Origin of the sequence: Pseudomonas sp. ME-P-057 (assembly GCF_030208975.1) — a bacterium.
GTDB lineage: Bacteria > Pseudomonadota > Gammaproteobacteria > Pseudomonadales > Pseudomonadaceae > Aquipseudomonas > Aquipseudomonas lutea.
Genome location: NZ_JARVSX010000012.1, coordinates 39,336 through 53,183, shown reverse-complemented (window position 1 = coordinate 53,183; position 13,848 = coordinate 39,336). Strand labels below are relative to the sequence as shown.

Below are 13,848 nucleotides of genomic sequence, written 5' to 3'. Positions count from 1 at the left end.
ACTCAGTACGGACCGGTTCATGTCTTCTCGCGAAATCCGCATCGCCACTCGCAAAAGTGCCCTGGCCCTCTGGCAGGCCGAGTACGTCAAGGCCCGCCTGGAACAGGCGCATCCCGGGCTGACAGTGACGCTGGTGCCGATGGTGAGTCGCGGCGATAAACTGCTGGACTCGCCGCTCTCGAAAATCGGCGGTAAAGGTCTTTTCGTCAAAGAACTGGAAACCGCTCTGATCGAGCATGAGGCCGACATCGCCGTTCACTCGATGAAAGACGTGCCGATGGATTTTCCCCAAGGTCTCGGCCTTTTTTGCATCTGCGAGCGCGAAGACCCGCGTGACGCGTTCGTTTCCAATAACTATTCCAGTCTCGCCGAGTTGCCCGCCGGATCCGTAGTGGGCACGTCCAGCCTGCGTCGTCAGGCTCAGCTGCTAGCCCGTCGCCCGGACCTGAAAATCCAGTTTCTGCGCGGCAACGTCAACACCCGTCTGGCCAAGCTGGATGCCGGGGAGTACGACGCGATCATCCTCGCCGCCGCCGGCCTGATTCGTTTGGGCTTTGAAGACCGCATCACTGCACCCATCAGCGTCGAGCACAGCTTGCCCGCAGGCGGGCAGGGCGCAATAGGCATAGAGTGCCGCAGCGTCGATATCGAGCTTCATGCCTTGCTTGCACCGCTGCACCATGACGACACTGCTGTGCGAGTCACGGCAGAGCGTGCGCTCAACAAGCATCTGAATGGTGGCTGCCAAGTCCCCATTGCCTGCTATTCAGTGCTGGAGGGTGATCAACTCTGGCTGCGGGGTCTGGTAGGCGACCCTTCCGGCGCGTTGCTGTTGCACGCTGAAGCGCGTGCGCCTCAAGTCGATGCCCAGGCACTTGGCGTCCAGGTGGCGGAAGCACTCCTTGCGCAGGGCGCGGCGAAGATTCTCAAAGCGGTGTATGGCGAGGCTGACGAGGCGTGAAAGGCTGGCGCTTGCTGCTGACGCGTCCGGTGGATGAATCTCGGGCGCTTGCGTTAACGCTGGCGGAAGTGGGTGTCCACAGCGCAAGTCTTCCCTTGCTGGAGATCGAGCCTCTGCCAGTGTCGGAGGATAGTCGCTCAATCATCTACAACCTCGCTGCCTACTGTGCCGTCATCGTTGTCAGCAAACCGGCCGCACGCCTCGGCCTGGCGATGGTCGATGAAATCTGGCCGCAACCGCCGATGCAAAAGTGGTTTACCGTCGGCGCTGCCACTGCGCAAATTCTCGATGACTATGGCCTGCAGGTGTTCTTTCCTGAGCACGGCGACGACAGCGAGGCGTTGCTGGAGCTTCCGCAGTTTCAAGAAGCCGTGTCTGGCTATGATCCCAGAGTGTTGATTATGCGCGGTGAAGGCGGGCGCGAGTTGCTTGCCGAACGACTACGTGCACAGGGTGTGAGGGTTGATTACCTCCCGCTTTACCGTCGCAACCTGCCGCAATACCCGGCTTTCGCGCTCTCTGAGAAGGTACAAGCGGAACGCTTGAATGGGCTGGTGGTCAGCAGTGGACAGGGTTTTGAGCATCTGCGTGAGTTGGCCGGCGCCGCTTGGCCTACGCTTGCGCAGATACCGTTATTTGTACCAAGCCCCCGGGTCGCTGAAATCGCGCGTGCCGCCGGGGCGCTTACCGTAGTGGACTGCCGCGGTGCAAGCGCTGCGGCCTTGCTGACAGCATTGCGCCAACACGCCGCGCCTGCCTTACAGGCGTAATGGTCGATCAGTCGGATTACGCGACGCCTAAATGCAAAGGATGGATACGTGAGCGAAACAGTCTTGCCAAAAGATGACGTTGAACCGGTACTGGCCCAATCTGGCCCCTTGCCGGATCCAGCGTACAAAGAACCGTCGAATCGCCGCAGCAGTAACGGGCTGGCCATATTGGCCCTGTTGCTGGGCGCCGCCGGCGTTGCCGTTGGCGGCTGGAGCGTTTGGCAATTGCGCGCCATTCAAGCCGGGCATCAGGAGCAATCCGGTCAGCTGCAGGACATCGGCTCGCAGACACAGGCGCTCAAGCAGAGTGAGCAGCAAATTGCCGCGCGCCTGGCACAACTGCCCGCTGCCGACGAGCTGGAGGACCGCCGCCGCCTTGTTACCCAGTTGCAAGGGGATCAGCAGCGCCTGAGCCAGCGTGTGGAAACCGTCCTGGGCGCCAGCCGCAAGGATTGGCGTCTGGCCGAGGCCGAGCACTTGTTGCGTCTTGCCAGCTTGAGGTTGTCTGCGCTGCAAGACATCAATAGTGCTGCGGCACTGGTTCAGGGCGCTGATGAAATCCTGCGTGAGCAGGACGACCCCGCCGCATACGCAGCCCGTGAACAGCTGGCCAAGAGCCTGACTGCGCTGCGCAGCGTCGATCAGCCGGATCGCACGGGCCTGTTCCTTCAGCTGGCCGCGGTGCGCGAACAAGTCGCGCAGCTCAACGAGCTCGCGCCGGAATACAAGGACAAGGGCGACTCGCTGTTCGGTTTGACCGACGGCAGCGAGGACAGCTATTGGGCCAAGTGGTGGGAAAAGATCTCCCAGTACGTGCGTATCGACTTCCATGCCGACAAGAATATTCGACCATTGCTGGCCGGTCAGAGCCTGACGCAGGTACGTCTGGCGTTGAGTCTTGCGCTCGAACAGGCGCAGTGGGCAGCGCTTAACGGTCAAGGCCCCGTGTATGACAAGGCCATGGCTGAAGCGCGAAGTGTTCTGGACGACAATTTCAATCGAGATAACCAGCAGAGCAAAGCGCTGGGCCAGCGTCTGGACGAGCTCGGCAAGCAGCCGGTTTCGGTGGCAACCCCTGACCTGACACAAAGTCTGGCTGCGGTTCAGGCGTATCTTGAGCAGCGTCATACGCCGGTCGGCGGCGCGCTGGAGAAGCGCACCGACGAGGCGCAGCCCGGGAAGCAGCCATGAAGCGCGCATACGTCGTTCTCTTCGTCCTGGTTGTGGCGGCTGCGCTGATCGGTGTCGCCATCTCGCGACATGCAGGCTATGTCCTGATCTCTTACGACGCCTTCCGCTACGAATCGAGTATTTGGGCTGCATTGGCGCTGCTGGTGGCGGTCCTGTTTATCCTGTGGCTGTTGCGCATGTTGATCGCGTTACTGACCACGTCCGGGGGCGTGGTGAATCCATGGTCACGGCGCAACCGAAGCCGCCGTGTGCAAAACGCAATCGAGCAGGGGCAGGTGGATCTCGCCGAAGGGCGCTGGGCCAGTGCTCAGCGAAACTTGCACCGCGCTGCCGAAGCGGAACGCCAGCCTCTTTTGTATTACCTCGGCGCAGCCCGTGCCGCAAACGAGCAGGGCCGTTACGAGGACAGCGATAACCTGCTTGAGCGTGCGCTGGAGCGTCAGCCTCACGCCGAGCTGGCTATCGCGTTGAGCCACGCCCAACTGCAAGTGGATCGAGGTGATCTCGACGGGGCATTGGTCACGCTGCAAGCCATGCAGGAGCGCCATCCGCATAATCCGCAGGTGTTGCGCCAGCTGCAGCGGCTGTACCGCGAACGCGGCGAGTGGCATGAGTTGATTCGTCTGATGCCCGAATTGCGTAAGGATAAAGTGCTTCCTGCGCAGGAACTGGCTGAACTGGAAAGGCGCGCATGGGGCGAAAATCTTTCGCTGGCGGCCTATCGTGTGTCTGACAGCGACACAGTCGGCACCGGCTTACCCTCGCTGGAAAATGCCTGGCAGCAACTGACCTCGGCTCAACGTCAGGAGCCTGCACTGGTGCTGGCCTATGCCGAGCAGCTGCGCCGGCTGGGCGCCGATGTGCAGGCCGAGGAAGTCCTGCGAACCGCCATGAAGCGTGATTACAACACCCATCTTGCGCGGCTGTACGGGCTGGTGCGCGGGGCCGACACAGGCAAGCAGTTGCAAACGGCTGAAGGTTGGTTGAAAAATCACACCGATGACGCTGGCTTGTTGCTGACGCTCGGCCGGCTGTGCCTGCAGAGCAGTTTGTGGGGCAAGGCGCGCGATTACCTCGAATCCAGCCTAAGGCTGCAGCGTAACCCGGAGGCGTGCGCCGAGTTGGCGCGTCTGCTTGCACAATTGGGCGAGACCGATCGCAGCAATCAGCTGTTTCAGGAAGGTTTGGGTCTGCTGGATGAGCGTTTGCTTGCCCGTCCTCTTCCGGCGCTGTCACGTGTTTAGCTAGAAGTCATAAGTAGACCCGAGAGGCCCGAATGCGGGCCTTTCGTTTATCTGATTCGTCGGCGTCTGTAGGACGATTCTGAGCATGTTGTGGTTTGTTGGTGGATTCTTCGCACACCGGGAATAACGTCCTAAACACGTTGTCAGGGTTTACCTACGCAAACGGAGAAATATCCTCCATTGGGTGCCTTGAAAGCGACTCGCGCTTTCCTCTACCGTAGCCGCCTTCGTCTTTTGTTACGGATCTTCCATGCAGCTGGCTCGTACACGCTCCCTGTTCTCCCTAGCGTTTCTAGCCTGTGCATCAATGGTGGGAACAGCGGTCTATCTCGGCTTTGTGATTGATGCGGCGCCGTGCCCGATGTGTCTGATTCAGCGCGTGCTGATGGCTTTGTCAGCGACCGTCTGCCTGTTCGCTGCGCTGCATGCGCCGGGCAGGAGAGGCTGGCGGGTCTACGCGGGCATTCTTTTACTGTTCTCTGCTTTGGGCGCTGGTGTTGCGGCGCGGCAGGTGTGGCTACAGGCCTCGCCGCCAGAGAACATGGCTGCATGTCTTGAAAACCTTCACTACCTGCTGGAAACGCAAACCTACCTGAAGGTTCTGGCGATGGTTTTGGCCGGAAGTGCAGGGTGCTCCGAAATCAATTGGTCCCTGTTCGGCATCAGCCTGCCGGAATGGAGTCTGCTGGCGTTTTCGGGTTTATGCCTGTTTGCGCTGTATTACCTGTTTATCGAATTTCGCCGCTTCAGATCAATGGATGTGGGGACTTCGGATTAAACGCTTGTATGAACTTTATGTCCTGCGTACCTTGATGGGCTAGTCATGCGGGCATAATCTGGGCCGCACGCATCATCGGATAATTGCTGCTGTTGACGTTTATCGGATCTGCCAACACAAGCTCGGTCTGATCTGAAGCGCTTCAAGCGGCAGGCCCCTGAAGGGAAGAGAGAACATCATGCTGGAAAGTTGTCAGAACGCTCAGGAACGTTGGGGTGGGGTTCACAAGCTGATCGACCGCTGGTTGCAGGATCGCAACGAGCTGATCACGGCCTACGACACCCTGGGAGCAGAACCGGGAGCGTTCTCCGAGAAGCGCGCGCCTTTGCAGGAGTTCTGCGGCACATTGGTCGACTACGTTTCTGCCGGTCATTTCGAGATCTACGAGCAGCTGACCAGCGAGGCCAAGGCGTTTCATAATCAGCGCGGTCTTGAGCTTGCCGATACGCTTTATCCGCGTATCGATGTCATCACCGAGAAGCTGCTGGCATTCAATGACCTCTGCGACGAAGGCAAATGCGTCGCCGAGAAATTCAAGGAATTGGGCGGCTTGCTGCATGAGCGTTTCGAACTCGAAGACTGCCTCATTGAAGTGCTGCATACCGCACACAAGGAACAGGTTGTAGCGCAGGCCTGATCACTGTGGCAGACAAAGAAGGGTGCCCTTGGGCACCCTTTTTTATTGCTTCAAATGTGCGTGTCGAACTGAGTTTGACCTTGGCCTGCGGTTTTACTGCGACACCGCCAGCAGCTCGATCTCAAATACCAGTGGCGTATAGGGGTCGATGAGATCACCTGCGCCTTCTGCGCCGTAGGCCTGCGCCGAAGGGATGACCAGACGCCATTTGGCACCTACCGGCATGTCGACCAGCGCGGTTGTCCATCCTGCGATGACGCTGTCCAGGCGGAACCATTGAGGCTGCTGGCTCTGATCGAAGATGGTCCCGTCAGGCAGGCGGCCGACGTACTTCACCTGCACGCGGCCATTGACGTCAGGTTTCGGGCCATTGCCCGGCGTTAGCTCCGTCATCAGGATGCCGTCGGCCAACTGGCGAACACCCGGTTTGGCCTTCTCGACGTCCATGAATTTTCGCTCGTCCTTTAACGCGGCTTCGGTCTGAGGCTCGGTTTGGCCGGCGCTCTCGGCCTGGGCAAGTGCAGCGTCGTGGTCGCTCAGGATCTGCTCCATGCGCTCCTGCTTGATCGCCAGCGGCTTGCCTTGATACGCCTGCTGCAACGCCTCAACCAACGCAGGCAGTTGCAGATCAGGAGCTTCCTGACGCAGCCGTTCCCCCAAGCTTGCGCCAAGGCTGTAGGAAAGGTCGTGGGTGTTGTCGGATGCCGGAGCATCGGTCGCGCGGGCAAGGGGTACCAAGAGGAACAACGACATTAACAGGTAGCGCGACATGAATGCTCTCCGGCCTGGGAAGTGGCGATTATGCCAGCGCTGAGGCCCGAGCGTGACGGGTTTTGCCGCGTTTTTCCCCGCAATGCAACTGCGCAAGGTTCGTAGTATCAAGATGCCCTAGCGGCGGTGCAGGCGGAGGTCTAGTATGGCCGCACTCAAATCAGCCAGGAGGTAAGTCATGTCGGCCACCAAGAAGCCAGTAAACACTCCGTTGCATTTGCTCCAACAGCTTTCGGGCAGCCTGCTCGAACACCTTGAAAACGCCTGCTCGCAAGCGTTGGCTGATGCGGAAAAACTGCTCGCCAAGCTTGAGAAGCAACGTGGCAAGGCACAGGAAAAGCTGCACAAATCACGCACTAAAATGCAGGACGCTGCCGCCGCTGGCAAAGCCAAGGCGCAAGGCAAAGCCAAAGACAGCGTGGCCGAACTCGAATCTTTGCTCGACGCTTTGAAGGATCGTCAGACCGAAACCCGCAGCTACATTCTGAACCTCAAGCGTGACGCTCAAGAAAGCCTGAAGCTGGCACAAGGCATCGGCCGCGTGAAGGAAGCCGTTGGCAAAGCGCTGAACGACCGCGCCGCAAAACCGGCACTTCAAGCAACAGCTGCCAAGGCCATTGCGAAACCAACAGCCGCCAAAGCTGCAACCAAAGCGGCTGCAGCCAAACCTGTCGCGAAAGCACCGGTAAAAGCCGTTGCTGAGAAAACCGTGGCCAAGGTGACCGCTAAAACCGTGGCGAAACCTGCAGCCATCAAGGCTCCTGCTGCCAAGCCATCCGTCAGCGCTGCAAGCAAACCTGCCGCCAAGCCGGCTGCGGCAAAGCCGGCACCCAAGACGACTGCTGTCAAACCCGCCGCCGCTAAACCCGCTGCCGCCAAACCAGTCGTTGCGAAAGCCGCCGGCAAACCTGCGCCGGCCAAGTCGCCTGCTGCCAAACCTGCCGCCACTCCCAAGCCTGCGCTAAAAGCTGCGGCACCCAAGCCTGCCGGCGCGAAGGCTGCAAAACCCGCTGCCAAGCCTGCGGCCACTGTTACAGCCAAGGCAGAGGCGCCAGCGTCTGCTGCTTCGACAGTTTCGGGCGCCGACTCAACGTCGAACACCGCGTCCTAAGCGATCTCGGTCCCGGCGCGGAGCAGAACCTGCAACGCGTCGGGGCTGGCCTTGGCTGCGGCTCCCGCCAGCGCCTCCAACCATTCGCTCGAAGGCGGTGCTTCACGCTCTGGCCAATCCCTGGTCAACCGCTGCAGTCGCACCAGCAGCTCGCGTTCGGCATCAAGCTCCAATGTTTTGAGCCTGTCGCGCAGCGCTGTCAGTTCTTCATCTGCAGTCGCGGCCTCCTTCCACCGTGTGCGAACGTCTCTTATCGGCCCCACCACTTGTTCATGCCAGGGGTCGGCCAATTGTCCGATTTGTTGCGCGCGCTGTGGGTCGAACAGCACGCCGCGTCGGTCCATCCAGACGCCGCACAGCAGCGCACAGACGTTGGCGCCGTCGGCCTGAAGGCTAAGGCAGGCCTGCTCGACGCCTGGGCGGGCGTAAAAATCAAGGGTGAAACTCCATAGGTCTGCAAGCATCGTCATCTACCTGTTTTGGGCGAAGCTGGTAGACTCCGCCGCCATTATGATCAGACTTCAAAGCCTTACCTTACAGCGTGGTCCGCAACGTCTGCTAGAAGACGCCGAGCTGACCCTGCACGCCGGCCAGAAAGCCGGCCTTATCGGCGCGAACGGCGCCGGCAAATCCAGCCTGTTCGCATTGCTGCGGGGTGAGCTGACCCCCGATAACGGCGATTGTCTGCTGCCTGCCGACTGGCGCATCGCGCACATGCGCCAGGAGGTCGACACGCTTGATCGCTTGGCGGTGGACTACGTCCTTGATGGTGACCTGCGCCTGCGTCAGGTGCAACAGGACCTCGCTGCCGCCGAAGCTGCGCAGGACGGTGCCGCACAGGCGCGTCTGCATTCGGAACTCGACAGCGCCGACGGCTATACCGCCGATGCCAGGGCGCGCAAGCTCCTGGCGGGGCTGGGGTTCACCAACGAGCAAATGGAGCGTCAGGTTGGCGACTTCTCCGGCGGCTGGCGTATGCGTCTGAATCTGGCGCAGGCATTGATGTGCCCGTCAGACCTGCTGTTGCTCGACGAGCCCACCAACCACTTGGATCTCGACGCCATTCTCTGGCTCGAAGACTGGCTCAAAAGCTATCAGGGTACGTTGCTGCTGATCTCTCACGACCGTGACTTTCTCGATGCAGTGGTCGATCATGTCGCTCACGTCGAGCAGAAAAAGATCACACTTTATCGCGGCGGTTACAGCGCTTTCGAGCGCGCCCGTGCCGAGCGCCTCGCCCAGCAACAACAGGCGTATGACAAGCAGCAGGCTCAGCGCGCGCACATGGAGAAATTCATTACGCGCTTCAAGGCCCAGGCCACCAAAGCCAAGCAGGCTCAGAGCCGGATCAAGGCACTGGAGCGGATGGAAGAGCTGTCCGCGGCCCACGTCGATTCTCCGTTTGATTTCACCTTCCGTGAATCGAACAAAATCTCCAGTCCGCTGCTGGATTTGTCTGACGCGCGGCTGGGGTATGGCGATAAAGCCGTCCTGCAGAAGGTCAAGCTGCAGCTAACGCCGGGAGCACGCATTGGCTTGCTGGGCCCGAACGGCGCCGGTAAATCCACGTTGATCAAGAACCTTGCCGGTGAGCTTGAGCCGCTGAGCGGTCGTATGGTGCGCGGCGAGAACACAGTGGTTGGCTACTTTGCCCAGCACCAGCTCGACTCGCTGGACGCCAAGGCCAGCCCATTGCTGCATCTGCAGCGCATTGCTCCTGCCGAGCGCGAGCAGGCGTTGCGTGATTTCCTCGGTGGTTTCGACTTCCGTGGTGCGCGCCTGGACGAGCCAGTGCTGAATTTCTCGGGCGGCGAGAAGGCAAGGCTGGCGTTGGCCCTGATTGCCTGGGACAAACCCAATCTGCTGCTGCTCGACGAACCCACCAACCACCTCGACCTGGAAATGCGCCTGGCCTTGACCATGGCGTTGCAAGAGTTCAGTGGTGCGGTGCTGGTGGTGTCTCACGATCGTCATTTGCTCAAAAGCACGACTGATAACTTCCTGCTGGTCGCCGACGGTGTTGTGCAGGAGTTTGACGGTGACCTGGATGATTATGCGCGTTGGCTGGTGGACTACCGGCTGCGCAATGCACCGGTCAGCAATACCCCGGTGAATGTCGACAAGACTGACAAAAAGGCCCAGCGTCAGCAGGCTGCGGCGTTGCGTCAGCAACTCGCCCCGCACAAGCGCGAAGCGGACAAGCTCGAAAAAGAGCTTGGCACACTGCACGAGAAACTGGCGAAGATCGAATCGGCACTGGGCGACAGTGGTATTTACGAAGCTACCAACAAAGACAAGTTGCGCGACCTGCTTGCAGATCAGGCCAAGCTCAAATCCCGCGAATCCGAGCTTGAAGAAGCGTGGATGGAAGCATTGGAATTGCTTGAGTCCATGCAGGCAGAGCTGGAAGCGTTGTCCTGATGGAGTCACTGGCTTTACCCGTTCCGGCGTATTGGATCGAACCCATTCTTGTCGGCCTGCAGATCCTCTTGATTCTGCTGGTCGGCTACACGCTGCAGCGCGTGGTGGGCCGATTCCTGACCCGTCTGGCCGAACGCTATCCGCTCTTGCCTCCAGAGCTTTTGGTCATGCTGCGCGGTGGATTGCGCTGGTTGATCATGGGCACCGCTTTCGTTGCGGTGCTGGGTCGCCTGGGTGTATCAGCCTCTGTGCTCTGGGCTGCGTTGTCCGGCTTTGTCGCGGTGGCGGCCGTGGCGTTCTTCGCCTTGTGGAGCGTGTTGTCGAACCTGCTGTGCGCGGTCCTGATTTTTACCATAGGGCCGTTTCGCATCGGCGATGTGGTTGAGCTGGTCGACACCACTGACAAGCCGGGCATCAAAGGGCGCGTTACGGCGATCAACCTGATGTTCACCACATTGATCGAGCCTGCCGAGCTGGGTGGCACGCTTGTGCAGGTTCCCAACAGCCAGTTCTTCCAGAAATCCATCCGGCGCTGGCGCGGCAATGACGGTGCAGCGGTCATCTCGGCGCAGAAGCGTCTCGCTGAAACTACTCAACGCTGACAGACCGGAACAGCTGCCGGCCAAGCGGCCGCAACAGTCAGAAATGATTGGTTTTCGGCCCCCGGAAGCACTACGTTAGGGCCAGGATTACTGCCTGAGGTGCGTTATGTCGCTTGAAACATGGTTGGCCTTCCTGGCCGCCAGCTGGATCATCAGCCTTTCTCCAGGTGCAGGTGCCATCGCCTCCATGTCCAGCGGCCTGCAGTACGGATTCTGGCGTGGATATTGGAATGCGCTGGGCTTGCAGATCGCCCTGGTCGCGCAAATTGCAGTGGTGGCCGCAGGGCTAGGCGCTGTGCTGGCGACCTCCGCAATAGCGTTCACGCTGATCAAGTGGTTTGGCGTCGCGTATCTGGTGTACCTGGGCGTCAAACAGTGGCGTGCCCTGCCGAGCGATCTGGCCGACGATTCGGCGGTGCGCCCTGTAGGCAAACCTCTGACGCTCGTGGCGCGAGGGTTTCTGGTGAACATCAGCAACCCCAAGGCGCTGGTGTTCATGCTGGCGGTCCTGCCGCAGTTCATTGACCCCCATCAGCCGCTGGTGCCGCAATATCTGATCATCGCGGCAACCATGGTCTGTGTGGACCTCATAGTCATGGCGGGCTATACGGGCCTTGCGTCCAAAGTGCTTCGGGTACTCAAGACCCCCAGGCAGCAGCGACGAATGAACCGCACGTTTGCCGGATTGTTCATCAGCGCGGCGGCGTTCCTTGCCACGTTGCACCGCGCTTGATCAAAGCGCCGCTGAGCATGAAATCTACCTGCGCATTGCCAGCGCTTCCTGGCGAACGCCGATCTCGCTGTTACTGAGTGAGACTGGCTCAGGTAAAAAGCGCCGGGGCTGGTACCGCTTAATTCATATTCCGAAGCTGGAGTTACCTATGCGCGTCTGGATTGATGCCGACGCCTGCCCAAAGGCGGCCAAAGACTTGGTCATCAAGTTCGCCCTCAAACGCAAGTTCGAGGTCGTGTTAGTGGCAGGGCAAAGTCAAATCAAGCCCAGTCTGAGTCTGGTCAAACTGATCGTTGTGCCCAGCGGTCCGGACGCGGCCGATGATTATCTGGTCGAGCATGCCGTACCGGGTGAGTTGGTTATCTGCAGCGACGTGCCGCTGGCAGATCGGCTGGTCAAGAACGGCGTGGCAGCGCTTGATCCGCGGGGTAAGGAATTTGATGCCCAGAACATGGGCCAGCGCCTGGCGATGCGTAATCTTTTTACCGATCTGCGTGAGCAGGGCCAGGCGAGCGGCGGGCAGGGCGCGTATGGCGAGCGTGAGAAGCAGGCATTCGCCAATTGTCTGGACCGGATTCTGACGCGCCTGGCCCGGGCGTTCGCCCAACCTGCCGTGGAGTCTCCGCAGAACTGATTTGCGCAGGTTTTAGATGCCCGGCCTGCAAGCCTGCTTTACGAGCGGCGCCCCTTGGCGGAAACCATAACGAGTCAGGCAGAAGCGCGTTCTTCGTTTTCCTGCACCAGTTCAAGTACACGATCCACCAGCTTGTTGATGCCGGATGCGGCGTCGCCAATAGACTTGGCAACCATATAAGCGGGCGTGCTGACCAACTTGCGGTCCTTGTCCTCGACGATGTCGGTTACTTCACAGTCCTGATGAGTGCCGCCCATTCGGGTGATGGCTGCCGCAGTGTCGACGTCGTTGCCAATCGTGCAAGTAACGCCCGGTCCGTAAATCTTCGCAGCCAATGCCGGGGACACGCAGATGAGCCCCACGGGCTTGCCAGCCGCAGCAAACGCCTCGGCCATCGCCAGCACTTCAGCCTGCACTTTGCAGCTGGCGCCCTGTGTGGCGAAGTTTGAAAGATTTTTCGCGGCTCCAAAGCCACCCGGGATGATCAGCGCATCGAATTCGGTGACGTCGGCCTCCCGAATATCCTCGATGGCGCCTCGGGCGATTCGCGCCGACTCGACCAGCACATTGCGCGCTTCCGGCATTTCTTCGCCGGTCAGGTGATTGACGACATGGTGCTGGGGGATGTTGGGTGCAAAGCACTTCACCAGAGCGCCGCGCTGATCAAGGCGCAGCAGCGTGAGGACGCTTTCATGAATCTCCGCGCCGTCGTAAACGCCGCAGCCAGAAAGTATTACGGCCACTTTTTTAGTCATTCACGTGTTCCTCTCTCGGGCGATCCGCCTGGACCTGTACGCGGGCCAGCCGTGCGCTGATTGTCACTAGGCATGAACCTGGGACAACGTTCGCAGCGAATGTCTCCGGAAACATCGGCATGCGCCGGGCATTTACTCGTCTGGCGTGCTTTTGGCTTGAGCGTCGGCGGCGACTGCCAATCTGGCTTCGCGGGCAACGCGAGCGTTCTTGATGCGGCGGCGTATCCAAAGCAGCACACCGATTACCAGCAGCGCGCCGAGCACCCACAGCTCGTACTTCTTGACGTTGCCCAGCAGGCCCTCAAGCACGGAGCCGAACTTGTACGCCGCGGCGCCAAGCGCCGCTGCCCACACAGCTGCGCCAATGCCGTTAAGTAACAGGTAGCGACCGGGTGGGTACCCGGACAAGCCGATGGCCACGGGCATGACTGTACGCAACCCATAAACGAAGCGGAAACTCAGCACCCAGATGTCGGGGTGACGCCGGATATGCTCCAGCGCCCGGTCGCCCATCAATTGCCAGCGCGGCTTGCGAGCCAAGAGCTTGCGGCCATGTTTGCGTCCCATGAAATACCACAACTGATCGCCTGCGTAGCTGCCGAAAAAAGCCACGACCACGACAATGTTGATATCCATGTATCCGCGGAACGCAAGAAATCCGGCAAGCACCAAAATGGTCTCGCCTTCAAAAAAGGTCCCGAGGAAAAGGGCGAAATAGCCAAATTCTTGTAAAAAATGCTGGAGCATCATTTGGGTGCTGGCGAAATGAACGCGCAGCCTAACGCGCCCAAGGCATTCAGGAAAGTATGCAAATGTGTCACCGCGTTAAAGTTTCCCACGTTCGGGACCGAATATTCGCTTGGGAGGAGGGTTTGTGTCCTACGCAATACGTCGTGATTACAGCTGTCACGCAAGCGTCATAATCGCCGCTTATAAATGTCACGCTTGCCCGTCTGGACGGGCCGGGAGCATTCCGTGCGCTTTGCCCTCATCGTCAGCTCCACGCGCTGTGCTCCATTGAGCCGCGCGCAGTTCGCACCTGCTGCGCTCCAAAGCAGCCCGCTGCCGCTCGTGTTCTCGTACCTATTGTGTGGCGCCAGGCGCAGGATGGTGCCCGCGCCGTCAGGCAGGGGCAGCAAATCTGCATGGCGGGGGTTGCACGGCGGGGAGAAATCCGTAGCGTGGGCAGTCAAACCGCTCACATCATCGGCCCTGACGCTTGTCGCTCTGACGCATACGA

Annotated in this window: 14 protein-coding genes and 1 pseudogene; 11 read left to right on the top strand and 4 right to left on the bottom strand. The window is 59.9% G+C overall.

Annotated features, from left to right (window positions below):
- Positions 1-19 precede the first annotated feature (19 nt).
- From hemC to rsd, 6 genes are all read left to right on the top strand, one after another.
- Positions 20-961 (top strand): hydroxymethylbilane synthase, encoded by a 942-nt coding sequence (hemC, locus tag QRN48_RS06175; protein ID WP_285349465.1) that lies wholly within the window; start codon positions 20-22, stop codon positions 959-961.
- Complete coding sequence (locus QRN48_RS06170; RefSeq protein WP_285349463.1) at positions 958-1,731, top strand: uroporphyrinogen-III synthase; 774 nt, start codon at positions 958-960, stop codon at positions 1,729-1,731. The genes hemC and QRN48_RS06170 overlap by 4 nt, the downstream gene beginning before the upstream one ends.
- A 48-nt stretch (positions 1,732-1,779) precedes the next feature.
- Complete coding sequence (locus QRN48_RS06165; protein WP_285349462.1) at positions 1,780-2,922, top strand: uroporphyrinogen-III C-methyltransferase; 1,143 nt, start codon at positions 1,780-1,782, stop codon at positions 2,920-2,922.
- Positions 2,919-4,166 carry a heme biosynthesis protein HemY gene (locus tag QRN48_RS06160; protein WP_191944134.1) on the top strand — a complete coding sequence of 416 codons (1,248 nt, stop codon included), beginning with the start codon at positions 2,919-2,921 and terminating at the stop codon, positions 4,164-4,166. The genes QRN48_RS06165 and QRN48_RS06160 overlap by 4 nt, the downstream gene beginning before the upstream one ends.
- 250 nt (positions 4,167-4,416) lie before the next feature.
- Positions 4,417-4,944, top strand: coding sequence for a disulfide bond formation protein B (locus QRN48_RS06155; RefSeq protein ID WP_191944133.1), 528 nt, complete (start codon positions 4,417-4,419; stop codon positions 4,942-4,944).
- A 178-nt stretch (positions 4,945-5,122) separates the two neighbouring features.
- Complete coding sequence (gene rsd / locus QRN48_RS06150; protein WP_191944132.1) at positions 5,123-5,581, top strand: sigma D regulator; 459 nt, start codon at positions 5,123-5,125, stop codon at positions 5,579-5,581.
- A 93-nt stretch (positions 5,582-5,674) separates the two neighbouring features.
- Here the strand turns inward: rsd and QRN48_RS06145 are convergent, their stop codons facing one another.
- The gene (locus QRN48_RS06145) at positions 5,675-6,352 is read right to left on the bottom strand and encodes an FKBP-type peptidyl-prolyl cis-trans isomerase (RefSeq protein WP_285349459.1); all 678 of its coding nucleotides are present in this window, start codon (positions 6,350-6,352) and stop codon (positions 5,675-5,677) included.
- Positions 6,353-6,530: 178 nt separating this feature from the next.
- Here QRN48_RS06145 and QRN48_RS06140 point away from each other — a divergent pair.
- Positions 6,531-7,436: pseudogene (locus tag QRN48_RS06140) on the top strand (AlgP family protein); the annotation flags it as partial.
- A gap of 23 nt (positions 7,437-7,459) precedes the next feature.
- On the opposite strand, the gene QRN48_RS06135 reads toward QRN48_RS06140, so the two are convergent.
- On the bottom strand, positions 7,460-7,927 hold the full coding sequence (locus QRN48_RS06135; protein ID WP_191944129.1) for a TIGR02444 family protein: 468 nt from the start codon (positions 7,925-7,927) through the stop codon (positions 7,460-7,462).
- A gap of 46 nt (positions 7,928-7,973) precedes the next feature.
- Between QRN48_RS06135 and abc-f the strand changes: the two genes are divergently transcribed.
- From abc-f to QRN48_RS06115, 4 genes are all read left to right on the top strand, one after another.
- A complete protein-coding gene (gene abc-f / locus QRN48_RS06130) occupies positions 7,974-9,884 on the top strand; it encodes a ribosomal protection-like ABC-F family protein (RefSeq protein WP_285349458.1) in 1,911 nt (636 codons plus the stop codon).
- Positions 9,884-10,486, top strand: coding sequence for a mechanosensitive ion channel family protein (locus QRN48_RS06125; protein ID WP_285349457.1), 603 nt, complete (start codon positions 9,884-9,886; stop codon positions 10,484-10,486). The genes abc-f and QRN48_RS06125 overlap by 1 nt, the downstream gene beginning before the upstream one ends.
- A 106-nt stretch (positions 10,487-10,592) precedes the next feature.
- Positions 10,593-11,219, top strand: coding sequence for a LysE family transporter (locus QRN48_RS06120; protein ID WP_037016547.1), 627 nt, complete (start codon positions 10,593-10,595; stop codon positions 11,217-11,219).
- A gap of 148 nt (positions 11,220-11,367) precedes the next feature.
- The gene (locus QRN48_RS06115) at positions 11,368-11,853 is read left to right on the top strand and encodes a YaiI/YqxD family protein (protein ID WP_285349455.1); all 486 of its coding nucleotides are present in this window, start codon (positions 11,368-11,370) and stop codon (positions 11,851-11,853) included.
- 74 nt (positions 11,854-11,927) lie between these two features.
- Here the strand turns inward: QRN48_RS06115 and elbB are convergent, their stop codons facing one another.
- Both elbB and QRN48_RS06105 read right to left on the bottom strand, forming a co-directional pair.
- Entirely contained in the window at positions 11,928-12,608 is a 681-nt protein-coding gene (gene elbB / locus QRN48_RS06110) for an isoprenoid biosynthesis glyoxalase ElbB (protein WP_191944125.1), read from the bottom strand.
- A gap of 132 nt (positions 12,609-12,740) precedes the next feature.
- Positions 12,741-13,358, bottom strand: coding sequence for a DedA family protein (locus QRN48_RS06105; RefSeq protein WP_244653653.1), 618 nt, complete (start codon positions 13,356-13,358; stop codon positions 12,741-12,743).
- Positions 13,359-13,848 lie beyond the last annotated feature (490 nt).